At 35.7% G+C, this 24188-nt stretch carries 28 protein-coding genes; 19 read left to right on the forward strand and 9 right to left on the reverse strand.

Features of this window, described 5'->3' with window-relative positions:
* The first annotated feature begins 11 nt into the window (after window positions 1-11).
* From guaA to rnhA, 16 genes are read left to right on the forward strand one after another with little or no spacing between them, the layout of a single operon-like run.
* Complete coding sequence (gene guaA, locus ACYQZV_RS01690; protein ID WP_459892548.1) at window positions 12-1535, forward strand: glutamine-hydrolyzing GMP synthase; 1524 nt, start codon at window positions 12-14, stop codon at window positions 1533-1535.
* A gap of 1 nt (window position 1536) precedes the next feature.
* A complete protein-coding gene (locus ACYQZV_RS01695; protein ID WP_459892550.1) occupies window positions 1537-2259 on the forward strand; it encodes a pyridoxine 5'-phosphate synthase in 723 nt (240 codons plus the stop codon).
* A complete protein-coding gene (locus ACYQZV_RS01700; protein ID WP_459892552.1) occupies window positions 2256-2699 on the forward strand; it encodes a DNA polymerase ligase N-terminal domain-containing protein in 444 nt (147 codons plus the stop codon). Before ACYQZV_RS01695 ends, ACYQZV_RS01700 begins: the two co-directional genes overlap by 4 nt.
* A 47-nt stretch (window positions 2700-2746) precedes the next feature.
* The gene (fliG, locus tag ACYQZV_RS01705) at window positions 2747-3745 is read left to right on the forward strand and encodes a flagellar motor switch protein FliG (protein ID WP_459892554.1); all 999 of its coding nucleotides are present in this window, start codon (window positions 2747-2749) and stop codon (window positions 3743-3745) included.
* Window positions 3738-4487, forward strand: coding sequence for a metallopeptidase (locus tag ACYQZV_RS01710; RefSeq protein ID WP_459892556.1), 750 nt, complete (start codon window positions 3738-3740; stop codon window positions 4485-4487). The genes fliG and ACYQZV_RS01710 overlap by 8 nt, the downstream gene beginning before the upstream one ends.
* Window positions 4453-5730, forward strand: a complete 1278-nt coding sequence (locus ACYQZV_RS01715; RefSeq protein ID WP_459892558.1) for a FliI/YscN family ATPase — start codon at window positions 4453-4455, stop codon at window positions 5728-5730. The genes ACYQZV_RS01710 and ACYQZV_RS01715 overlap by 35 nt, the downstream gene beginning before the upstream one ends.
* A gap of 13 nt (window positions 5731-5743) precedes the next feature.
* Complete coding sequence (locus ACYQZV_RS01720) at window positions 5744-6448, forward strand: flagellar hook assembly protein FlgD (RefSeq protein WP_459892559.1); 705 nt, start codon at window positions 5744-5746, stop codon at window positions 6446-6448.
* Window positions 6449-6465: 17 nt separating this feature from the next.
* Window positions 6466-8217, forward strand: a complete 1752-nt coding sequence (locus ACYQZV_RS01725; protein WP_459892561.1) for a flagellar hook protein FlgE — start codon at window positions 6466-6468, stop codon at window positions 8215-8217.
* Between the two features lie 11 nt (window positions 8218-8228).
* Window positions 8229-8711 (forward strand): flagellar basal body-associated FliL family protein, encoded by a 483-nt coding sequence (locus ACYQZV_RS01730; RefSeq protein WP_459892563.1) that lies wholly within the window; start codon window positions 8229-8231, stop codon window positions 8709-8711.
* A gap of 4 nt (window positions 8712-8715) precedes the next feature.
* Window positions 8716-8988 carry a hypothetical protein gene (locus ACYQZV_RS01735; RefSeq protein WP_459892565.1) on the forward strand — a complete coding sequence of 91 codons (273 nt, stop codon included), beginning with the start codon at window positions 8716-8718 and terminating at the stop codon, window positions 8986-8988.
* A complete protein-coding gene (gene fliP / locus ACYQZV_RS01740) occupies window positions 8966-9724 on the forward strand; it encodes a flagellar type III secretion system pore protein FliP (protein WP_459892567.1) in 759 nt (252 codons plus the stop codon). The genes ACYQZV_RS01735 and fliP overlap by 23 nt, the downstream gene beginning before the upstream one ends.
* Complete coding sequence (gene fliQ / locus ACYQZV_RS01745; protein WP_459892569.1) at window positions 9721-9990, forward strand: flagellar biosynthesis protein FliQ; 270 nt, start codon at window positions 9721-9723, stop codon at window positions 9988-9990. The genes fliP and fliQ overlap by 4 nt, the downstream gene beginning before the upstream one ends.
* A 1-nt stretch (window position 9991) precedes the next feature.
* The gene (locus ACYQZV_RS01750) at window positions 9992-10771 is read left to right on the forward strand and encodes a flagellar biosynthetic protein FliR (RefSeq protein ID WP_459892571.1); all 780 of its coding nucleotides are present in this window, start codon (window positions 9992-9994) and stop codon (window positions 10769-10771) included.
* The gene (flhB, locus tag ACYQZV_RS01755) at window positions 10755-11816 is read left to right on the forward strand and encodes a flagellar biosynthesis protein FlhB (RefSeq protein WP_459892573.1); all 1062 of its coding nucleotides are present in this window, start codon (window positions 10755-10757) and stop codon (window positions 11814-11816) included. Before ACYQZV_RS01750 ends, flhB begins: the two co-directional genes overlap by 17 nt.
* A complete protein-coding gene (locus ACYQZV_RS01760) occupies window positions 11813-12451 on the forward strand; it encodes a 7-carboxy-7-deazaguanine synthase QueE (RefSeq protein ID WP_459892575.1) in 639 nt (212 codons plus the stop codon). Before flhB ends, ACYQZV_RS01760 begins: the two co-directional genes overlap by 4 nt.
* Entirely contained in the window at window positions 12451-12912 is a 462-nt protein-coding gene (gene rnhA, locus ACYQZV_RS01765) for a ribonuclease HI (RefSeq protein WP_459892577.1), read from the forward strand. Before ACYQZV_RS01760 ends, rnhA begins: the two co-directional genes overlap by 1 nt.
* Here rnhA and ACYQZV_RS01770 read toward each other — a convergent pair.
* From ACYQZV_RS01770 to gltX, 9 genes are all read right to left on the reverse strand, one after another.
* On the reverse strand, window positions 12884-13231 hold the full coding sequence (locus tag ACYQZV_RS01770; protein WP_459892580.1) for a hypothetical protein: 348 nt from the start codon (window positions 13229-13231) through the stop codon (window positions 12884-12886). The two genes, rnhA and ACYQZV_RS01770, sit on opposite strands and share 29 nt — an antisense overlap.
* The gene (locus tag ACYQZV_RS01775) at window positions 13231-13377 is read right to left on the reverse strand and encodes a hypothetical protein (protein WP_459892582.1); all 147 of its coding nucleotides are present in this window, start codon (window positions 13375-13377) and stop codon (window positions 13231-13233) included. The genes ACYQZV_RS01770 and ACYQZV_RS01775 overlap by 1 nt, the downstream gene beginning before the upstream one ends.
* 1 nt (window position 13378) lies before the next feature.
* A complete protein-coding gene (locus tag ACYQZV_RS01780; RefSeq protein ID WP_459892584.1) occupies window positions 13379-13540 on the reverse strand; it encodes a hypothetical protein in 162 nt (53 codons plus the stop codon).
* A 297-nt stretch (window positions 13541-13837) separates the two neighbouring features.
* Entirely contained in the window at window positions 13838-15196 is a 1359-nt protein-coding gene (locus tag ACYQZV_RS01785) for a tetratricopeptide repeat protein (protein ID WP_459892586.1), read from the reverse strand.
* 26 nt (window positions 15197-15222) lie between these two features.
* Window positions 15223-16053 (reverse strand): 4Fe-4S binding protein, encoded by an 831-nt coding sequence (locus ACYQZV_RS01790; RefSeq protein WP_459892587.1) that lies wholly within the window; start codon window positions 16051-16053, stop codon window positions 15223-15225.
* 89 nt (window positions 16054-16142) lie between these two features.
* Window positions 16143-16535 (reverse strand): DUF2203 domain-containing protein, encoded by a 393-nt coding sequence (locus tag ACYQZV_RS01795; RefSeq protein ID WP_459892589.1) that lies wholly within the window; start codon window positions 16533-16535, stop codon window positions 16143-16145.
* Between the two features lie 43 nt (window positions 16536-16578).
* Complete coding sequence (locus ACYQZV_RS01800) at window positions 16579-17493, reverse strand: glycosyltransferase family 9 protein (protein WP_459892591.1); 915 nt, start codon at window positions 17491-17493, stop codon at window positions 16579-16581.
* The gene (locus ACYQZV_RS01805) at window positions 17486-17707 is read right to left on the reverse strand and encodes a MoaD/ThiS family protein (RefSeq protein WP_459892593.1); all 222 of its coding nucleotides are present in this window, start codon (window positions 17705-17707) and stop codon (window positions 17486-17488) included. Before ACYQZV_RS01805 ends, ACYQZV_RS01800 begins: the two co-directional genes overlap by 8 nt.
* On the reverse strand, window positions 17704-19098 hold the full coding sequence (gltX, locus tag ACYQZV_RS01810) for a glutamate--tRNA ligase (RefSeq protein ID WP_459892595.1): 1395 nt from the start codon (window positions 19096-19098) through the stop codon (window positions 17704-17706). Before gltX ends, ACYQZV_RS01805 begins: the two co-directional genes overlap by 4 nt.
* A 50-nt stretch (window positions 19099-19148) precedes the next feature.
* Between gltX and ACYQZV_RS01815 the strand changes: the two genes are divergently transcribed.
* From ACYQZV_RS01815 to ACYQZV_RS01825, 3 genes are all read left to right on the forward strand, one after another.
* The gene (locus ACYQZV_RS01815) at window positions 19149-19910 is read left to right on the forward strand and encodes a glutaredoxin family protein (protein WP_459892597.1); all 762 of its coding nucleotides are present in this window, start codon (window positions 19149-19151) and stop codon (window positions 19908-19910) included.
* Window positions 19911-19990: 80 nt separating this feature from the next.
* Complete coding sequence (locus ACYQZV_RS01820; RefSeq protein WP_459892599.1) at window positions 19991-22939, forward strand: AAA family ATPase; 2949 nt, start codon at window positions 19991-19993, stop codon at window positions 22937-22939.
* A gap of 57 nt (window positions 22940-22996) precedes the next feature.
* Window positions 22997-24187 carry a peptidase U32 family protein gene (locus tag ACYQZV_RS01825; protein ID WP_459892601.1) on the forward strand — a complete coding sequence of 397 codons (1191 nt, stop codon included), beginning with the start codon at window positions 22997-22999 and terminating at the stop codon, window positions 24185-24187.
* Window position 24188 lies beyond the last annotated feature (1 nt).

Consider the following 24188-nt stretch of genomic DNA (forward strand, 5'->3'; position numbering starts at 1 on the left):
GATTTGTAAGGTTGGATAGCTCCGTCGTCATAGTAAGCTTTGGCTCCCAGTATGTACAGCTAATTGCTAGAAAAGTAAGAGAGCTTGGAGTTTATAGCGAAATAGTCTCCCCAGATATAACAATAGAAGAGATATTATCAAGAAATCCGTGCGCAATAATCTTATCTGGGGGGCCACATTCTGTTTACGAAAAAAATGCGCTTCGCATAGACAAGAGAATATATGATTTAAATATCCCAATTCTTGGTATATGTTATGGACATCAGCTTATAGCTTACGACTTTGGCGGTGTTGTAGAACCCTCAGAAAAACACGAATACGGTAAAGCTTACTTAAAATTTAAAGAGGACATCTTTTTCAAAGATGTTCCGCAAAATACTTCAGTATGGATGAGTCATGCCGACAAAGTATCAAAACTGCCACCACATTTTGAGTCTATAGGATTTTCAGACAACTCAGAAAATGCCGTTATAAAACATAAAACTAAGCCAATATACGGAGTTCAGTATCACTTGGAAGTTTACCATACAGAACACGGCAAGAAGATGCTATCAAACTTTCTTTTTGATGTAGCAAACTGCAATCCTAGCTGGAGCATGAAGAATTTCAAAGAGCATAAAATAGAGGAGATAAAAGAAATCACCCAAGACAAAAAGGTAATCTGTGCTATATCAGGTGGTGTAGATTCTGCCGTAGCAGCTGCTTTAACCCACAAAGCAATAGGCGATAGGTTAACATGTATATTCGTAGACCATGGACTTCTTAGAAAAAACGAAGCAAAAGAAGTTATTTCAAACCTTACAAAGCTCGGTTTAAACATAGTGGCTTTGGATAGAAGTAATATTTTTTTAGAAAAGCTCAAAAACGTAGAAGACCCAGAAGAAAAACGTAAAATCATAGGAAACACATTTATAGAAATATTTGAAGAAGAGGCTAAGAAGTACAACGCAGAGTTTTTGCTTCAAGGCACCCTTTATCCAGATTTAGTAGAATCTGCAGGTATACATGGCTCTGCCAAAATAAAATCTCATCACAACGTAGGGGGGCTTCCGGAAAAAATGAATCTAAAGCTTTTAGAGCCTTTAAAAGAGTTGTTTAAAGATGAAGTGAGGGCGTTGGGACTCGAGCTTGGACTTCCAAAAGATATGGTGTATAGACACCCGTTCCCAGGACCTGGTCTTGCTATAAGAATTGTAGGAGAGGTAACAGAAGAAGACTTGGATATCCTAAGAGAAGCCGATGCTATCTTCATAGAGGAACTAAAAAGCTGGGAGCTATACGATAAAACGTGGCAGGCTTTTTCAGTGCTTTTACCTATTAAATCTGTAGGCGTTATGGGAGACAACAGAACTTATGAAAAAGTCCTGGCGTTGAGGGCCGTAGATAGCCAAGACGGCATGACAGCCGAACCTTCAAAACTACCTTACGAGTTTTTAGAACATGTTATGAGACGTATAATACAAGAAGTAAAAGGTATAAACAGGGTTGTTTACGATATATCTTCAAAACCACCAGCTACTATAGAGTGGGAATAATATGAGGTTAGGCGTAAATATAGACCACGTGGCTACACTCAGAGAAGCCAGAAAAACCTTTGAACCCTCTATCGTAGAAGCTGCTTTTATAGCAAAAAGAGCCGGGGCCCATCAGATAACAATGCACTTAAGAGAAGACAGAAGACACGTAAAAGACGAAGATGTAAAGCTAGTAAGAACATTGGTGGAACTTCCTTTAAATTTAGAAATGGCCCCAACAGATGAGATAAAAAAAATAGCCTTAGAAGTAAAACCCCAAAGGGTTACTCTTGTACCAGAAAAAAGGCAAGAAATCACCACCGAAGGGGGACTTGATATCGTTTCTAACGCTTCTTATCTAAAAGGGTATATAAAAGATTTTAAAGAAAACGACATAGAAGTTTCATTCTTTATAGACCCGGATATTGATCAAGTAGAAGCGTCAAAAACAGTAGGAGCAGATGCCATAGAACTTCACACTGGAAGGTTTGCAGAAAGTTATTACAAAAGAGATTTTAAGCTTTTAGAAAAAGAAAAAGAAAGGATTAGAAACGCTGCAAAGTTTGGGAAAGAGTTAAATCTAAAAGTATATGCAGGACATGGCATAACTTATCAAAATATACATCTTATAAAAGATATGAAAGATTTAATAGAAGAGCTCAACATAGGGCATTCTATCATATCAAACGCAGTCTTATTTGGTCTTGAAAAAGCGGTAAAAAGTATGTTGGAGCTAATAAGTTGAGCAAATATTCTGAAAAAAGGGATTTTTCAAAAACCCCAGAACCACAATGGAGCATAGCAAAAGAGCATGAGCCTATATTTGTAGTTCAAGAACACCACGCTTCTCATCTTCACTGGGATTTTAGGCTGGCTTTGGACGGAGTTTTAAAATCTTGGGCTATACCCAAAGAACCACCAACGGAGAAAAATGTTAAGAGGTTGGCGATCCAGACAGAAGACCATCCGTTAGAATACGCAAATTTTGAAGGCGTTATCCCAGAAGGTCAATATGGGGCTGGCGTTGTAAAAATCTGGGACAAAGGAACTTTTGAGCTTTTAGAAAGAACCAATACAAAATACGATTTCATTTTACATGGTGCCAAGCTAAAAGGTAAATATCATCTTATAAAATTTCCAAAGGGTGGGGAAGATGCATGGCTCTTCTTCAAATCTTCGGATTAGCCATTGTCTTAAAAACAAAAATAGTTTATAATAGCAAAGAATAGCTTATGCCAATAGACAAACTTACAAAGGCCCAAAAAGCAGCTGTATTGATGATGGCTTTACCACCGGATGTGGCGGTTGAGATAATGAAAGAGCTAGATGAGTCTGAGCTACAAGATATATTCATAAACATGAACTCGCTCCAAGGCATAACTCTCCAAGACGTAGAAGAGATAGCCAAAGAATTTTTACAGGAATACCAAGAGACCACTATAGTTTCACCAGATACAGAACAGCTCTTGGAATTTGCTAGAAAGGTGCTACCGCCAGAAAAGTTCGCCAAAATATACGAGTTTGTAAGTAGTTCCACCATCATAAAAAGTTTTCAAGAGTTGGAAAAAGTAGATATAAAGATTTTGGCCTCTTTATTGGCAAAAGAACATCCTCAAACAATTGCAGTGGTACTATCTCAGTTAAGCCCTATGAGAGCAGCGGATGTATTACAATATCTACCAGAAAATATAGCTGTAGAAGTAACAAAAAGGCTTGCAACGTTGGAAAATATATCACCGGAATTCTTGGGGGAGCTAATAGAAAACTTAGCTGAAGAAATAAGAGGTATAGGTCTTACCGGTTTCTCTCAAAAAACAAACGGTCTTGTTCTGGCAGCAGAAGTTTTAAACTTGTTGGATAAAAAGGTAACAGATAAGATTTTAACTAAGATAGAACAAGAAGACAAATACTTGGCAGAAAGAATAAAAGACAAAATGTTTGTATTTGATGATATAGCAAAACTAAGCAACAGAGATATAGTAGAAATATTAAAAGCCGTAGACAAAAATACGTTAATGATAGCTCTAAAGGGTGCTTCTGACGTGATAAAGGATAAATTTTTCTCAAATATGTCTCAAAAAGCGGCTACTATAATGAAAGAAGATATGGAAGCAATGGGACCAGTAAGGGCATCTGACGTAGAAAAAGCCCAAAAAGAAATAATAGCCGTTATAAAGAAGTTAGCAGATGAAGGCAAAATAGATTTATCTGGCGGCGCTTCTTATGAATGAGCATTTTGAAGCCATTCAAGAAGTCGTATTAGAAAAAGATGATAAAAAAGAACAAAAGAAAAACACCAAAGAATCCACCATATCAAGCGTTTTAGAGTTTTTAAAAAAAGAAACCCAAGCCAAAATACAAAAGTACAAAGATACCATACAACAGCTAGAAAATAAGCTCCAGCTAAAGGAAGAAGAAATAAGAAGATTAATGGAGCTTAAGAAAAATCTTGAGGAAGAATTGAAAATCTCGAAAGAAAAGCTTGAAAACATAGAAAAAGAAAAAGAAAAACTACTTCAAGAAGAAAGCGAGCTAAAAGCTATTATAGAACAGCTAAGAGAAAAAGAAGCTAAAGAAGAGGTATATAAAAACGCCGTTATAAAAAGCTTAGAGGCCATAGCCACCAACATAAATCAAACAAAACAACTAGCCTTAGACGAGGTTAAAACGATAATATCTACTGTATTAGAAATAATATACGCAAAATGCACCATAGATATAGATTCTATAATAAAAAGCATCTTTGAAGATTCTAAGATGTTTAAAGATTTTATAATATTAAAAGCCAACAAAACTTTCATAGAAACTTTTAAAAGATATGTTAAGCTTATTGATAATATAGAAGTGGAATTTATAGAAGAAAACTTTGAAGACGGGGAATTTCAAATAGAAACAAAAGACTTTGTACTAGAACGCTTCAACAAGGAGATTATAAAAGATGCTATTGAGAAAGCCTTACAAAATATACGGTAAGGTAAAAAAAGTAAGTGGCATCTATATAGAGGCTACAAACTACAATTCTGGCGTTGGAGAAGAGGTATTGGTAAACAACGATGCCAAAGGAGAAATAATAGGTTTTGATAACGAAAATGCTATCATCATGTGCTTTGACAATAGCGTAAACGTTAGGCCCGGCACAAAGGTATTATATACAGAAGAGCCAGTCTCTACTTACGTATCTGAAGATTTTCTTGGCAAAGTGTTAGACCCTTTTGGAAACATTATATATAGCTCTAACAACAAAGGTGTAAAAACAATAAAGAAAGCACCTTTAAATTTAGAAAATTACTCGCCCATGGAAAGAAAAAAAATAACGAAAATATTTGACACAGGAGTAAGAAGCGTAAACGCTTTAACCACAATAGGTATAGGACAAAGGGTAGGTGTATTTGCAGGAGCTGGAGTAGGAAAAACCACTACGCTTGGCATGATAATGAAGCATAGCTCTTCTGATGTAGTGGTATTAGCTCTTATCGGAGAAAGGGGAAGAGAAGTAAGAGAGTATATAGAGGACATATTAGGAGATGCTTTTGATAAATCTGTAGTTATAGTATCCACATCAGACCAAACGCCAATCATGAAAGTAAAAGGAGCCGTAAGCGCCCTAGTACATGCAAGATTTTTTGCTAGCAAAGGTTATAACGTACTTCTTGTAATGGATTCTTTAACAAGGCTTGCTATGGCTCAAAGAGAGATAGGATTATCCGTAGGGGAACCACCGACATTAAAAGGATATACGCCCTCAGTATTTTTAATAATGTCAAAAATAATAGAAGCTTGTGGCCTCATAGGAGATTTTGGAATAACTGGAATATTTAGCGTATTGGTAGAAGGAGACGACACCTCTTTAGATCCAGTGGCGGATAGCGCTATGAGTTTTTTGGATGGACACATACTTTTATCTCGCAAAATAGCAGACGCTGGTATATACCCAGCCGTAGACCCCCTTAAAAGTATAAGCCGTATAATGCCAAGCATAGTTTCAGAAGATCATTGGAACTCCGTATTAAAATTTAAACAAATTTTATCAGAGTTTTACTCGATGGAAGATATCATCAAAGTAGGACTTTACAGAAAGGGTTCTAACCAAATAATAGATAAAGTTTTAGAGTATAAAGCCGATATAGATAATTTTTTCATGCAAAATCCAAAAACTGGCATAAATTATATTAATAGCTTACAAGAGTTAAAAGAGCTTGTAAGCAAGATAAGCTAAAAGGAGGTCAAATATGGGTAGTATAAATAGCTCTAACTTAGTAAGTGGACTCTCAACTGGTCAAAGTATATCTAGCCCTTCCTGGCTTCCGCCAGTAAAAGTTGTGCCACCAGGTACTCAACAGAGTTTGATGAATCTTAGTGCCAGTGCCTACATGGAAATATACACCACAGAGTTAAAATACCAAGACCCAGCATCTTCAAGCGGTAACGATGTAACATCTATGATAAACGCTACAGTACAACTCCAACAAATAGGTTATTACAGCATGGCACAGCAGCAAACCCAAGCGTTAGAAGCTTTGCTTTCTCAGATGACCACACTCAACTCTATAAATATGATAGGCAAAGAGTTTGTGTTTAGCACAAGCGGCATAGATACTACAAAAAATGTCAATTATTATCTTGACGCACCTACAAGTATGTCTAATGTAACAGTAGAAATAATGAACAGCAATACCCCAGTGAAAACAATTACCATGAGCCTAACGGCTGGTTTAAATCCTTTAAACTTAAGCAATTTGCCTCCTGGTCAATATGGAGTGCAAATATTATCAAACGGTATTCCAAATCATAACGTAAAGCTTGGCTTAGCAGATATAGTACAATCTGTTAATCTAAGCGGTTCAAATTTAGATTTAACGCTTCAATCCGGCTTAACAGAACCAGCATCTAACATAATTTACGCTGGAGCGATACCTAGCTCGACTACAATTTAAATTTAAGGAGGTGGTCTATGTTACCAAGTTTTTACAACGCAGTGTCTGGTCTCGATGCTTTTAACAACTATCTAAGTATAGTATCAAACAACATGGCAAACGCTGACACTATAGGCTATAAAGCGGTAAGCCCCATATTTGAAAACGTTGTTGCAAACGTAAACGTTGGTATAAACACCTTAACAAATACACTAAAATCTACGATATACGGTGCAGGTGTTATAGTTGATTCTACACAGATAGATTGGCAGCTTGGAAACTTTGAACAAACCGGTAACAACACAGATTTGGCAATACAAGGAAATGGACTTTTCATGTTACAAGACCCAGCAAACGCTGGCAATGTGTTTTATACAAGAAACGGGCAGTTTACTATAAGTCAACAGGGTTATATGGTAAGTCCCGACGGTTTAAAGCTTTTAGGATACAAAGTGAATCAATCAGGCTCTGTAGTCGGCACTTCTTTACAGCCTATATACATAATTCCACAACAGCCGCCAAAAGCTACAGACCTAATAACATACCAGCAACCAACTAACCTAAATTCTACAGCTCCAAGCATAACTCAAGCTTTTAACCCTCTAAACACCGCTACCTTCAACTACCAAAATACGTTAACCACGTTTGATAGCTTAGGCAACACCGTAGAAGGCGATACATACTTCCAAAAAACAGGACCAAACACATGGAATTATATATATGCAGAAAATGAAAAAGCAGCTTATTACAGCAATACATCTGGCAATGTGCTATATAGAAACGTAGCCGGAACGTGGCAAAGTACTACTATCAGCGGCGGGTCTTTAACGTGGTACAATATCACAACTCCACCAAACACAGCAAGCTCAAGCATTATATCCGCCACAGTTTCCCCGTACTATATGATATCTGGCACCAACTCTTCAGGCTCTATGGTCACAGACTGGGTAGTAAACGTTACAACATCATCCACCACAATAAGTTATGTAGTAAATCCCACAAGACCCCCAGGTGGAACACAAGAATGGGACACAATAGGCTCTGGGGCCACAAGCGGTTTTGTTCCATACAACTTATCTAGCGGTATAGGCGTACCGGTATACACTGGCAGTAGCACGATATACGCAGCTACGGCTGTATTAAACTTTGATCCAAACACCGGTAATATAACAACAAGTTCCACCGTAGGTGTATATATTTATCCTACTTCCTCTAGTTACGAATACTTCATAGGTACCCAAAGTCCGCTTGTACTGGGAGATGGAAATATCGTAGGAAATTTAAACTCTGCCAGCTCCCAATCTACAGGAGGATTAGCTTTCGGGCAACTAATAGGAGCCAAACCCACCACGAGCACAAGCGCAGGGATAATAGACAACTCATATATAACCCAAGACGCATCTGATTTTACCATAACAGCATCTCAGGATGGATACTCTCTTGGAAACCTTGTTAACGTTTATGTGTTATCAAGTGATGGTACCGTTGTCGGTGTTTACTCCAACGGTCAATCTACGCCTCTTTATAGGGTAGCACTTGCACAATTCCAAGATCCTAACGAACTTATAGAAAAAGGGTCTAATCTGTATACATCAATCTACACACCCACTATATTATTACCGGGAAGCGCAGACATAATCCAATCAGGCATGTTAGAACAATCAAATGTAGATATAGCTCAAGCTTACATACAACTTGTAACTGCAGAAAGATCATATCAAGCCAACGCAAAAGTAGTAACATCTTCGGACAACGTATTACAAGCTACATTAAACATGGTGACAGGTTAAAATAATATAGTATGGCAGAGGAACAAGCAAAAGTAGAGGGTAAGCAAGGAAGCAAAAAAAAGCTTATATTTATATTGATACCAGTAATCCTCCTCTTGCTCATAGGAGGGGGTGCTGGAGCATATTTTTTCATAATACATAAGAAAAACCAAACAAAAAAAGCTATACCAGTAGCACCCCAAAAACTTGGCATAATGTACAATTTGGGCTCTTTTTTAGTGAATTTGGCAGACAAAAACGCCAATACATATGCTAAAGTCTCTATTACGCTGGAATTATCAAACCAAAAAGTCCAAGAGGAAGTTATAAAAAGATTGCCCATTATAAAAGATGCTGTCATAAACCTTTTGAGCTCCAAAACGTACGATGAGATAAGGACCCCGGAGGGCAAAGAAGAACTGAGATTAGAGCTTATAAAAAGAATAAATGCCATATTGGTAACAGGTGGTGTGCAAAATATATACTTCACACAATTTATAGTACAATCTATGTAGATTTGTGGAAATAATATTATTTTTAAAAGCTGTAAGTGCCCTTGGTATGGTTCTCTCGCTTATAGCTTTTTTATATACAGCTTTTGATTGGAAGAGTATATTGACCAAAACTTATCAAAGCGACAATATTATAAGCATATACAAGATAATACCATTAGACAAACATTCAAAGTTCGTCATATTAAAAGCTAAAAAAAAGCTAATATTGGTATTTGTAGCAAAAGATTATGCTAAACTTATATATGAGATGGATGATGAGGGTGAAAACGTTAATTAGCTTAATTATTTGGCTTTTATTATTTTCACACTTAGCTATGGCTCAAAATGAAAATCCTATAAACGTAATACCCGGTGTTCAAGTAAGTTTTAACAACGGCAACTTTACAGAAGCTATAAGACTTATACTTATCCTAACAGTTCTTAGCTTAGCACCTTCTATAATCATAATGACTACGTCTTTCATAAGGATAGTAACTGTTTTGTCAGTGCTAAGACAAGCCATAGGCCTTCCAAATGTCCCTCCAAATCAAGTTATAACATCTTTAGCGCTCTTTTTAACATTTTATGTCATGTATCCAGTGATCAATCAAATAAACAAAAACGCGTTGCAACCATACCTTCAACATAAAATTACCGATAAGCAATTTATACAAAATACCATAGAACCTCTTAAAGAGTTTATGGTAAGAAATACCAAGGTAAGCACCGAAAGAACTTTTTTGCTAGCTTCAAATATTCCAAACAAAGATAATATCAAAAATATAAACGATTTGCCTTTGAGCGTAGTTATTCCAGCCTTTATGGTGAGCGAGCTATCTATAGCTTTCCAAATTATATTTTTGCTTTATTTACCTTTTCTTATCATAGATATGGTGGTGTCTGCTATACTACTAGCTATGGGCATTATAATGATTCCTCCCACTGTAATATCGTTACCTTTTAAAATCATGCTTTTTGTGCTGGTAAATGGTTGGGAGCTTGTCATATTATCCTTAGTAAGGAGCTACCATTGAGTCAGGATCAAGTGCTTACCATAACAGAAAACATGATTAAAATGACAGTACTTTTGTCAGCCCCTGTATTGTTAACAACTTTTATCGTCGGGCTTTTGGTAAGCATACTACAATCCGCCACCCAAATCCAAGAAATGACCCTTAGCTACATTCCAAAAATTCTTGCAGCATTTTTTGTGATTTTTTTGCTAGGAAGTTGGATGATGAAACACATGGTAGATTACACTAAAGAACTCATAATAAACATACCAAACTATATAAGGTAATATGACGCTTACAATTTCAATTCCTTATCTTATCACTTTTTTACTCATAACGCTTAGAGTATCCTCTATAGTTTTTTTAGCTCCGGTGTTTGAAGATTTACCCAATGGCTTTAAAATATTTTTCGTGATAGCTTTTAGTATATCTCTTTATTATTATAATCCTGTGAAACCAGTTTACACAGACAGTTTTATAATGCTAATCCTTATGGGTGTGAAAGAGTTTAGCTTAGGTTTTATCATAAGCCTTATAATTAGATTTCTAGTGGATATTTTCTTTGTGTTTGGAGAGTTTGTATCAAGCTCACTTGGTCTTTCAAACGCCACGCTTTTAAATCCCCTAATGGGAAATTCCACAATACTAGGTACTTATTTCAGCTACTTTTCTATGGCGCTTTTCGCAGCATCTTCTGGCTTTGAATACGTGTATTTTGTACTATCTGATAGTTTAAAAAATATTCCCCTTGGTATTTTTGATATATATAGCTTGAGGCCAGAGTTTGTATTAAATATCTTTTATAAAAGCTTTTATACAGCATTTCAACTCGCATTGCCCCTTATAGCAGTAGGACTCGTGATGAACTTAATTCTTGCCGCTGTAAATAGACTCATTCCGCAAATAAACGTTTTTATGGTGGGTATGCCACTCCAAACACTGATAGGATTAGTATTTTTAATCTTTGTATTTCCCATATTAGGTATTTTGATGCACGACATATTTAAGCATTATTTTATGTATATGTTAGAAATAACAAGGGGATATCGCTATGGCATCGGAAAATAAAACAGAAAAGGCTACACCGTATCGAAGGGGTAAACTAAGACAAGAGGGAAATGTAGCAAAAAGTCAGGAAGTAATATCCGCTCTTTTGATGCTTGTTTCAACAGTTGCTCTATTCTTTATAGGGTATAAAATCTATATATTATTCTCCGATATGCTTTTGGATGGCAGCTTAGCCGTTCAAGATTCTTCCTTCACTCCCTACGATACAACAAGATTTATGGGGTTGTCTTTTAGGAAACTCTTGACAGATATATCACCTCTTTTTATATTGGCCGTTTTAATAATTGTATTTGGATACATTTTGCAGTTTGGATTTATATTTACCTTCAAGCCTTTGGAGCCAAATTTTTCAAAATTAAACCCAGTAGAAGGCCTAAAAAACTTATTTAGCTTAAATGCACTTTTTGAACTTGTTAAAAATTCCTTAAAAATAACCTTACTTTTAATAGCGTCTTTTTTTGTGGTATATTTCAGCTTTCATACGCTTTTATGGTCATCCTATATGCCTGCAAGACAGGGTTTAGAAGAAATGGCAAAGCTCATATTTAAACTTCTTATATCAATAGGTATAGTTGGGCTTGTTTTAGCTGGCGTTGATTTTGCTTACAAAAAGTTTGACTATGAAAAACGTATAAAAATGTCAAAACAAGAAGTAAAAGATGAATTCAAGCAATTTGAAGGAAATATTGAAGTAAAAGCCAAAATAAGAAGAAGAATGATGGAGCTATCAAGGGCTAGAATGATGCAAGAAGTACCAAAAGCCAGCGTAGTTATAACAAACCCAACACACTTTGCTATAGCCTTAAGGTATATACCAAAACAAGATAGAGCTCCCGTAGTGGTGGCAAAAGGTCAAGACTATATAGCGCAAAAAATCATAGAGATAGCCGAAATAAACGAAATTCCAGTGGTTAGAAAACCAGAATTAGCAAGGGCTCTTTACAAAGCCGTAGATATAGGAGAAGAGATTCCACCAGAATTTTACAAGGCTGTAGCCGAAATCATAGCATACATAGTAAAGAGAAAACAGCGCGGGCTTCTATGATAAACGAGATTTTTTACTCTTTACAAGGAGAAGGGTTTTTAATAGGTACTCCGGCTTTATTCGTAAGATTTCAAGGATGTAATCTAAGATGCGTTTGGTGTGATGAAAAAAATGCCTTAGATTTTGATAAGATTGGAAAATCATACAATATAGCTATAGAAGAGATAAAGCATATGCTATCTTTACACAACCCAAGCCTTATAGTGCTAACAGGAGGAGAGCCTCTTTTAAATGAAGACTTTATACATATTTTTTCTTATCTTAAAAGCCTAAGCAAGACCATCCAGATAGAAACAAATGCAACCATCCTAAGGGAAGATATTTACGACGCTATAAAATCGTATCCACATACATATATAACGTTATCTCCTAAATACATATCAAACTATGCAGTAGACCAAAAGTTTTTAGCTTTTAACAAAAATATAGAGTTAAAAATAGTGGTGGATGAGCATCTAAACGAGAGCATTTTAGAACGAGAATATATTAAGCACTTTGTAGACAAAGGCCTACTTATACTCCAACCGCTTTGGGAAGAAGGCAAGGTAAAATTTCTCGATAAAGCTACTAGCCTTGCGGAGAAATTTGGGGGTAGAGTAATACCGCAAGTGCATAAACTTTTAGGCTTAAAATGATGGAAATAAAGATATATACAGACGGCTCTTGTCTTGGAAACCCAGGTGCAGGAGGATACTGTGCTATATTAAAAGCCTTTAAAGATAATAAAGTTTTAAAAGAAAAGATTGTAAAGGGAGCAGAAGAAAACACCACCAACAACCGCATGGAATTAAAAGCCGTTATAGAGGCGTTAAAAACTTTAAACAAGACAGATAAAAAAATAACTATATACACAGACAGCCAATATGTAGCAAACGGTATAAAATTATGGTTAGACGGTTGGGTTAAAAAAGATTTTGAAGGCGTAAAAAACAAAGACCTTTGGAAAGAGCTTTATGAGCTTTTAAAGAAATTTAACGTAGAAGTAGTATGGTTAAGGTCTCATCAAAAGGAAAAAGGACATGACCATGATACAAACAACCTTTGCGATAAAATAGCAAAAGAAGAGGCTATGAAGATAAAGAAGGGCCTTTTATAAATTCCTCTCCATACTCCAAAGGTTCCCCAGGCTTTTGTATATATATGTCAAACACATCTTTAAAGTTGTACAACAATGCACTTGAAGTTTCCAGATAACTTAAAGCCTGTTCATGCTGCTTGAGGGCAAAGTTTATCAAAGAAAGAAGTATATATTTTTCTCTTGAATCGCTTGCCAAAAAAAGCCACTTTGAAGCCTCTATATATTGAGATTTATGAATGTATTTTATTGCCCTTGCAAGATTCTTATCTTGTATAAGGTGTTCGTCAATTTTATTTTTATATTTATCTAATATTAAAATCCTAAAACCGGTGCGCATCAATCTTCGTCTTGTTCTTGAAGCGGGCTTTCTCCTCTTTCTTGCTCTGTTATATCAACCAAGTAAGCGATGAGATATGACATCGTAGCCACCACTACTAGGGCTGTGATAGCTAAAAAATCCATGTATTTCCACATTCCACCCATATCAAGCTTCTCCTTTTTTGTTGCCACCTTTCCATATAGGTAGCACAAAAGATACCACCATAATAGCTAGCACTCCAAATGCTAAAAAAGCAAACCATTCTCTATCAGCAGGAGTAACAGCTTTGGCCATTACTTCATTCATCACTCTTATCGCTTCTTCCATTTTTCTTCTCACCTCTCATAACATAAAAATAAAGCACAACCCCAAAAGATATTATCATCATTATCATAACTATTGTCATGAAAATGACATCCCATATCCTAAAAACGACGGGCACATACATATGGTGTCCCATTATTCTCTACTCTTTTGTCCTTTTTTGCTGGAAAAAATGCTGTACATAAAAATAGTAAACATGAGAAGCAGAACAAAAGCAACAACGCCTATTACTATAAATCTAAAAATCATAAAAACCCTCTCAAATGATTATATCACTTAATTATATAAAAATTATAAAAATTAAAACCCAAGATTTTTAAACCTAGGCAGCATATTTTGTTGAGATATTATACTTTTATATTTGTTAAAAAGCTCTTTTGCTTTCGCAATGTTTCCAAGCTTTTGATAGCAAGATATGTCTTCGTACAAAGCTTTTGCCATAGTATCGTATATACCAAATTTTTCTAAGTATGGTACAGCTTCATCAAGATATACGATGGCGTTTTTACACTGGTTCATCTTATAAAGATCGTTGCCAACGTTGTATAAGTCCAAATCAAGGCCGTATCTAGCACCGCCTTTCCTAGTTTTATATCCCCTTATCATAAGAGCCTGCAAGTGATATTTATAAGCTTTTTGATAGTTGCCTTTTTGATAGTAAATATCTCCAAGATGTCTTAGCGGTATGGCGGCACCTTCCGTATCCCCATTTTTAAGAGCTATTTGAGAAGATTCTACGTAGTATTTTTCTGCATCTTTCAAATCACCCTTTTTTTCATAAGCTTGTCCCAAAAGATTGTATAAAAGCCCAAGCGTATTTGGTTTATCTTGACCCAAAGCAATAGCTTGCTTTAAATATGATATGGCTTTATCATAGTCTCCGGTTTCAAGATAAAAGTTTCCAGAATAGTAATACGTAGTGTACAAAAGATTGTTATCGTTTAAGAGCTTTGAAATTTTAAAAGCCCTAGACAAATCCTCCAAAGCGAGTTGCTTCTGACCTGATTTTGCTTTGTTTAATACACTGTTTAAAATTTTTTGAGTAGATATTTTGATATCATATATAAAGTTAGATACGTTTATGCCGTTTTCTTGAGCTATTTTCATATATTTAAATACTTTGTCTATGTCGTAGTATCTAGAAGATAAAAAGTTGTTGTAAGCTATATAATAAGCTGCTTCCCCAATAAGGTATTTGTTGCCTACTACGTTTGCAAAGGCAAAGGCTTTTTTAAGCTCTTCGTTGGCTTTTTTATACCTTTCAGATTTCATAAGATTTATAGCCCTTTCTATAATCCCCTCTATCTGCTTAGTGGGCTCGGCGTAAACCTCAAATCCATAGTCAGTCTCATGTATCATATACTCATCTTTTGAAGAGTTACAGTAAAGCCATGGACCATTTTTTATAAATTCACCGCCTTTCGCTTTACAGTATTGGGCTGCCAGCGTTTCATATCTTTCGCGTTTTGTTTTATCGGTAAGATGGAAGTTAAAGTACATAGGTTTTTCTATCATATCTAGATAGAAAGGTATTACGCTTTCTGAATATTTTATGAAGTTTTTATAGTTGTTAAAATCCTTTTTTTGATAAACCTTTTCACAGCTTGATAAAGCCACTATGGCACCAACCATTCCAACGTATATAATGTTTTTCCTCATACTAAGGCTCCTTTTATATGTTAACATTAAAACAAATCCTTAGCATTTCCTTCATCATCCACCCTAGATATGTGAAGAGCCTGCTTCTCTTCACCATGAACTCTAAAATCTGTTCTACATGCATCCACACATTTTCCACACATATAACAAGCCTTTAAACCGCTTGTAGTATCAAGTTCATCTTTTAGTTTCCTAGGGTCTAAAGCTATAGGGCAAGCTCTCACACATTCCAAACATTCTGTGCAAGTGTTTTTATCATAAGTTATCCGCCATCTCATCTTTTGATTTAGCACTTCCAGATAAAGACCTATAGGGCAAAAGTATCTACACCACTTTTGCCTTAGCCATCCTATGGCGAGATAATTGAGAGCTATAAGACCATACGTAAGAAGCGATACCCATAAAAAAGCGGGATGATATGGTTTAAACAAAACCGATAAATCCACTATCCAATTTAGAAGTATCAAGGTAAGCAAAGCATTTAAAACAAATACTATAATATTAAATTGCAATTTTTTGCCGTGCCTATAGAGTTTATCATAAAGCACTTTAACGCCTCTAATAAGCCATCCTTCTGTACATATAAAACTACAAAAGAATCTTCCGTAAAAATAGTTTATAACAAAAGTGATACTATAAAGAGCTATCCACAATGAAAAAGCCCAAATGGCTGGTTTTGTCCAGTTGGTGGTGTAATGTCCCCATAAATAATAATTTCCATTGGCAAAATCCATCTTAATAAGATGAAAAAGCGGAAAGACAATAAGACTGATAGCAGAGATAACATTAAAAGCGAGCCTAACCTTAGTATATTTTGTAGAATAGGGATATTCCCCTAAAAGCTCTAAAAGCGCCATAGCAACCTCCTATCCTTAAAGTAAGTTCTAGCTTACTATAAAATTATTATAACATAAACCCTACAAATATTTTTAGGCATTTATGTTAATTAAATATCTCTTCTTTCCTCTTCTAAAAGTTCCACAGGCTTACGCCCAACAAAGCCCTCTTCTATACCATGCCAATGAGTTATCTCTTCTTCATCTTCTAACCAGCATAGCCATATATCTTGCTTTCCATTCTTAGACAAAAAGTCCAATAGCAAAGGGTTTAATCCCTTTACAACAGCACCGCTGGCTGATATCTCGTAAATTAGGTTGTTCATTTGGTTTTTCTTTTCTTCTAAAACACTTTCCATATAAAGCTTTTCCAACTCATCATCTATGCTGGAAATACGCTCTATAATATCTACAATTTCCTCTCTTAGGTCTATAAAATCATATATAACAGGTTTTATAGACTCCAAAACTCTATTAGCCTCTTCTAATTCAAAATACCGCATAGTATAAAAGTAATCTGTAAATATGCTTTTACTATGAAAAATGTTAGCCTAACAGCGCCATAGCTTTGTCAAATATAAATCTAGGCTCCACATCAAGGCAAGGGTAATTACCATACTTGCAAACTCCTTTACCATGCAAATCACAGGGCTTACAAGACATGTCCTTGGAGACTGTAATGCCCTCGTCTTCTTTTGGGGCAAAACCAAAGCATGGGTCTGTCCCACCAAATATAGTAATCACTTTAACTCCCACGGCTCTAGCCATATGGGTTATAGATGAGTCGTTCGCTATCACAAGTTTCGAGCTTTTGATACAAGCAAGAGTCTCTATAAGAGAAAGCCTGCCAACATAGTTTACGCCATAGGCATCTGTAACATCATCTTTTCCACCCAAAAGCCTCACCTCAAAACCATTTTTTAAAAACATTTGAGAAAGTTCTTTATAATGTTTATATCTTTTTTTATCATACCTAGCCCCAACTCCAAGGCTTATAACTGGTTTTGAGGATAAGAATTTGGCAACTCTATCAGATTTTACTTCCAAATAAGGTTTTGGGTTTTTTATGTCTAAAATAGGCTTTACGGCACTTGCATACTCGTTAGTTATATAAAAGTTTTCTTTTTTAAAAGCCTTAAACCATACACAAAGCCTTCTTTTTAAAGATTTTTTATTGTAAGAAAACCATGTTGCTTTTAAAAGGCTTCTTAAAGCAAAAGTTTTTAGATTTTTATGAAGGTCTACAACAATATTAGGATTTATACCTTTAGCAACCTCAAACATATTTGATTTATCAACTTCTAAAACCTTTACAAAAGAAGAATCTTGAAAAATAGGAGCAAACTCTTTATAGGTCATAAGATATACATCAAAACCAGCATCGTAAAGTGGTTTTAAAACAGCTGTCGTAAGTATAACATCTCCAAGGGAAGAAAACCTAAGAACAAGGACTTTATCCACCACTTACAGGGGGTATTACAAGGACAGTATCATCGTTTTTAAACTCGCTTGCATATTCGTTTTCTTTGGCAAACCTACAAGATTTAATTATATCGCAAAGAGCAGGATATTTTTTGCATAAGTATTCTTTTAAGTGCGCTTCATTTCCTTCAAACTCAATCTCTTCAAAAGCCCCGAGCCTTTCTTTTAATATAGAAAAATATAAAAGCTTCATACAAACTTAGAAAGTCTTCTTAAGGTTTCTTCTTTTGGAAGAATTGATACTATAACATCTATCGCTATACCTTCCAAAGAGCCTGTTATGGCTATTCTTAAAGCATGCCATATATCTTTTGGTTTTAATCCTGTGGATTTTTGGATATGCTTTACAACAGCTTTTAAGTTTTCTGGGGTTATCTCTTCTAAATCACTTATTTCTTTTATCAAAAGCTCAAAAACACTTTTGTCTATTTTCTCAAGTTCTATCTTTGCCGCTTCATCTGGGTCTTTGTGCTCAAAAAATGGCCTTAGTTTCTCAACAGCTTCCAAATATGTGTTGTATTCTTTTCTGGTGGCTTTCACTATCTTTTTAAGATACTCTATATCAAATTGTTTATAGGCTTTTTCTATAAAAGGCATCAAGTCCTCTAAAAGTCTATCTTCTGATAGTATTTCTCTTATATAAACGCCGTTTAACCAATACAGTTTATCGTGACTAAAAACAGCCGGCGATAGATTTATATCTTTTATATCAAAATGTTTTATGGCTTCTTCTTTTGATATAATCTCTTTACCAAGCTTTTCGCTGGACCATCCTAAAAGACAAAGATAGTTGAAAAGAGCTTCCGGGCAATAGCCGTTTTCTTTGTAAAATCTCACAGAAACACCACCGTGTCTTTTTGAGAGCTTTGTCCTGTCTTCTCCAAGGATTACTGGCAAATGCGCAAACTCTGGAGGTTTAAAGCCAAGGGCTTCGTATATAAGAATTTGTTTTGGTGTGTTTGATATATGGTCTTCTCCTCTTATAACATGGGTTATTTTCATAAGAGCATCGTCTATTACCACCACAAAGTTATAAACAGGGCTTCCGTCGCTTCTTATTATCACAAAATCCCCAAAATCATCTACGTTTATGCTTATATTGCCTCTTATCAAATCATCAAAACTTATCACTTTTCCGTCTGGAACCTTAAACCTCACAACGTAAGATTCGCCTTTTTTCAATCTATCTTCCACTTCTTCTTTAGAAAGATGTCTACAAGTACCAGGATATCTATAAGCTTTTCCTTGAGCGTAAGCTTCTTCCCTTTGCTTTTCAATATCTTCTTCTTTGCAAAAGCAATAATACGCATGTCCTGATTCCAAAAGTTTTTTGGCATATTCTCTGTAAACATCAAACCTTTCTGATTGCCTATAAAACTCATCCCAATCTATACCAAGCCATTTTAAATCTTCTAAAATAGATTCTTCAAACTCTTTTGTAGACCTTTCTCTATCGGTATCTTCAATCCTTAGTATAAAATTTCCGTTGTGGTGTCTTGCAAAAAGATAACTAAAAATACCGGTTCTTGCATTACCGAGATGCATATATCCTGTTGGACTTGGAGCAAACCTTGTTCTAACCATAAGACTATTATAAAGCAAAAACACCATTTTATCGTTATAATTAATACCATATGGGTATATTTACTAAAATATCAATCTTGGGTATTGTTTGGGTTGCACTAGAGCTTGTAATGGGTATCTTCCACAAAAGCGTGTGCACAAGCTCAGGATGTACCATAGCAGCCTCTTACAACAGATACCCAGAGTTTGTAATGCTTACAATAGGGATTTTACTTTTTATAATTTTGGGGTTTTTAAAAGAAAAAAAGAAAGAAAAACTCTTAGATAATGTGCTGATAGGTGCTTTAGCTTCGGAAGGGTATCTACAAGGATTTGAAATATTTACAGCCCATACGTTTTGTATTTTTTGCACAGTTACATTTTTAATAATACTAACACTCTTTATAATAAGAGTAAAAGAAAACAAAGAGATACTTTTAAAAGGGTTTAGCGCTTTTTTCTTTGTATTTTTTACGGTTTTCATGGTAAACAACCCTACTTTGGAGATAAAAAATCAATATACGCTTTTGTATCTTCCGGGATGCCCTCACTGCGAGCACGCAGAAAAATTTTTAGACAGCATACACGTAGATTACAACAAGATAAACGCTTCAAAACATAAAGGGCTTCTAATGTCCATGGGTATAAGCGAAGCTCCTGTGCTATTCGTAAGAGAGCCATACGGATACAAAGTGCTTGTGGGCTCTGATGCTATAGAGTCGTTTTTTAATAAAACCAAAAAAACCAATTCAAACATACAACAAGGCAACAATCTAAATTTTGGAGGCGGATGTCAACTAAACAACGTATTTGGTAATAGTTGTAGCAAATAATATTAGTATATTAATATCAAATGTATTGACAAAAATATACTAAAGCTTAAATTATAGTATAATACTAATAGGAGGTTGATATGTATAGCGAAAACATGTGGAGTAAGAAAGTAAAAGATTACATAGAGCAAGCGTCTTCAACGGCTAGGTCTTTGGGCGACACTAAAGTAGACACAGACCATCTTCTTTTGGCACTTTTAAAAGACCCAGATTCGGCGCTGTCAAAATACGTTTCGAAAAAAGGTATAGACTCAAAAGAGCTATATCAAAAGCTAAAAGAACACATAAACAGCATAGACGTTCAACTAAACAAAGCAGCAGAATCGGAGGCTAACCATCTTATAGACTTAAGAAGCAAGATTATTCAATTAAAATCCGATATATCAAACATTCAGACAGAGCTTTCTGAGATAAAAGAAGCAAAAAGACGGATAGAAAACGAATTAGAAAGAGCTAGAAGGTACGACCCTTGGAGCGCAAGACAGCTAGAGCTAGAATTAAGACAACTAAGAGCAGAGGAAGAACGCCTAAACAGAGAGCTTTCAAGAGTTGAACAAAACTTATCTACCGTTTTTGACAAAAGCGCAGTAAGAGATTTCTTAAACAACAAAATATCTATAGATGCTCTTGTTAAAACAGCTTTAAAAGAAAGCCCACACAAAGAACAATTAAAAGAAATAGGTATATCCTTTGATAGGTATGAAGACAAGGTGTCAAAAAGATTTATAGGGAAAACCCCAGAGTTTGGATATTCCAAAAACTTAGAAAGAGTGTTTGAATTAGCCCAAGAAAAAGCTGTAAAAGAGGGTGTTGCAGAGATTTCGGCAACTCATCTAGTTTCAGCGCTTTTAGAAGCAAAAGATTTTATAGCCGCAAAACTTTTAGAACAAATTTTAGGAGGTAAAAGCATGGACACAGAAAAAGAAATCCAAGAAGAAGAAAAGTCTATATTAGAACGCTACGGGGTGGACCTTACGCAAAAAGCAAAAGATGGCAAACTTGACCCAGTTATTGGTAGAGAGAAAGAGATAAATCAAACCATAGAAATACTTCTAAGAAGGAGCAAAAACAACCCTGTATTAGTAGGAGACCCGGGTGTAGGTAAAACTGCTATAGTAGAAGGCTTGGCCCAAAGGATAGTAAACAAAGAGGTTCCACCAGAGCTTCAAGACAAAAGCATAATAAGTATAGACATGGGTTCTTTGGTGGCTGGTTCTAAATATAGAGGCGAGTTTGAGGAAAGAGTAAAAAAGCTATTAGATGAGTTAAAAGAAAAGCCAGAAGTTATTTTATTTATAGATGAAATTCATACGGTAATAGGAGCAGGAAAAGGCGAAGGTTCTTTAGACGCTGGTAATATGTTAAAACCGGCTTTGGCAAGGGGCGAGATAAGGCTTATTGGAGCAACAACGCTAGATGAGTACAGAAAATATATAGAAAAAGATCTCGCCTTAGAAAGAAGGTTTCAGCCCGTATACGTAGACGAACCTACCATAGAAGAGGCTATAGAGATATTGAAAGGTTTAAAACCAAAATTAGAAGATTTCCACAAAGTAAAAATAGAAGACGAAGCCATAGACGCTGCTGTAAAACTAACGCACAGGTATGTAACATTTAGAAAACTACCAGATAAAGCCATAGATGCCCTTGACCAAGCCTGCGCTCGTAAAAAGTTAGCCTCTGTAACAGTACCTCCAGAACTTCAGGAAATAGAAAGAAAGCTAAGAGCTTTGGAAGAACAAATAGTCAATGCAAATCTATCTGGCGATTACGAAAAAGAAGCCCAGTTAAAGATAGAGAAGGTAAACCTTGAAAAGCAAAAACAAGATATCATCAACAAGCTTGATATGATAGATATCAAGATAAATCAACTCAAGAAAAAGCTAGAAGACCTAGAACAACAGATTATAAAAGTTGCAGAAAAAGGTGATTACGAAAAAGAAGCCCAGCTAAAGATAGAGATGATAAATACAGAGAAGGAGATAAAAGCATTAGAATCAAAACGTGCAAAAACGCTCAACGTAACATACGATGATATAGCTCAAGTAGTATCAGACTGGACTGGTATACCTCTAAACAAGCTAAAAGAAGAAGAGATGGAGAAGCTATTGCACTTAGAAGAAGAGCTTCATAAAAGGGTTATAGGTCAAGACGATGCAGTGATAGCCGTAGCAGAAGCTATAAGAAGAGCAAGAGCTGGTCTAAAAGACCCAAAACGTCCAATTGCTTCTTTCTTATTTTTAGGTCCTACCGGTGTAGGTAAGACAGAGTTGTCAAAAGCTTTGGCAGAACTCTTGTTTGGCGAGGAAGACGCTCTTATAAGACTCGATATGTCAGAGTTTAAAGAAGAGCATACCGTGTCAAAACTAATAGGTGCTCCTCCTGGATACGTAGGATACGAAGAAGGTGGAAAGCTAACAGAGGCCGTAAGAAGAAAGCCTTATAGCGTTGTGCTTTTAGATGAAATAGAAAAAGCCCACCCAAGGGTATTTGATTTATTCTTGCAAGTGTTAGACGACGGAAGACTGACAGATTCTCATGGAAGGACAGTAGACTTTAGGAACACGGTCATTATAATGACCTCTAACATAGGTAGTACATATCTTCTCACCCTTCCATTAGAAGGAGACCCAGAAGAAATCAGGAAAGAGTTTGAAAAAGCCAAAGAAAAAGTCTTAGGAGAACTAAAACATTTCTTTAGACCAGAGTTTCTCAATAGAATAGACGATACCATCGTATTCAAACCTCTTACTATGGAACAACTTATTCAAATAGTAGACTTGTTGATAAATGACCTTAATAAGCGCTTAAAAGATAAAAATATAACAGTAGAACTAACCATAGAAGCCAAGAAAGAGCTTGCCAGAAGAGGATATGAACCAACCTTTGGTGCGAGACCGCTAAAACGCACAGTTCAAAAACTATTAGAAACTCCTTTAGCCAACAAGATAATAAAAGGCGAAATAAAAGAAGGCTCTAAAGTAAAAGTAGATGTAAAAGACGGGGAGTTTGTCTTTGAAGCAACCTAACAAATCTTTCTGACAAGGGCGGGAGTTTTTCCCGCCCTATTTTGATATAATACTCTCATGAAAAAACCAGAGATACTATCACCAGTTGGTACTTTTGAAAGTTTGATGTCTGCTATAAAAGCCGGAGCAGACGCAGTTTATATGGGATTTGACAAGTTAAATCAAAGAGCCGGCAAAGGGGGCTTTTCAAAAGAAGATATAAAACAAGCAAGGCTCATCACAAAAGATTACAACGTAAAACAATACATAACCCTAAACTCAATAGTCTTCGAAGAAGATATACCGTATTTAGAAGACGTACTTGATTTTTTAAAGGATATAAAAGTAGATGCTGTTATAGCCTGGGATTTTTCTGTGGTGCTTGGAAGCTTGGCAAGAGGCTTAGAAACACATATATCTACAATGGCTTCCGTATCAAACTCTATCTCTGGTAAATTTTACAAAGATTTGGGTATAAAGCGTATAGTCCCAGCTAAAGAACTTGATTTAGATTCTGTTAAAAGCCTAAAACAAAACACAGGCTTAGAAGTGGAAGTGTTTGTGCATGGATCTATGTGCATGGCAGTATCTGGAAGATGTTTTCTGAGTCATGAGGTATTCCAAAAATCCGGAAACAGGGGAGAATGCTATCAGGTTTGCAGGCACGAATTTGATGTAAAAGTGATATCAAAAAACTCTGGCACAGAGTATTATCTCGGAAGCGACTATGTAATGTCTGCTAAAGATTTATTGACTATCAACTTTGTAGATAAACTAATGTGGGCGGACGCTTGGAAGATAGAAGGCAGGAACAAAAACCCTGACTATGTATACATGAGTACAAAAGCCTACAAAGAAGCAAGGGACAGAATATTAAACAACGAATGGAAAGACAAAGGATACCAAGACCTTTTGGATATGCTAGAAAGAGTATACCATAGAGAATGGGATAGTGGTTTTTACTTTAAAGAAGCTTCCTTCGGTATAAACTCCTCTATAGCAAAAGAAGAAAAAATATATGTGGGAGATGTGATAAAGTTCTACCCAAAAGCCTCTGTAGCAGAGGTAAAGATAGTGGCTCACCCTCTAAAAATAGGAGACACCATACATATAATAGGGAAATCCACAGGACTAGTAAGACAAAAAGTAGAATCTATGGAAATAGAAAATCAAAAAGTAGAAGAGGCTGATAAAGGTATGACAATAGGTCTAAAAGTTGCTGAAAAAGTAAGAGAAAAAGACAAAGTTTACCTTATAAAAGAAAAATAGG

Source organism: Hydrogenobaculum acidophilum, from assembly GCF_054656715.1.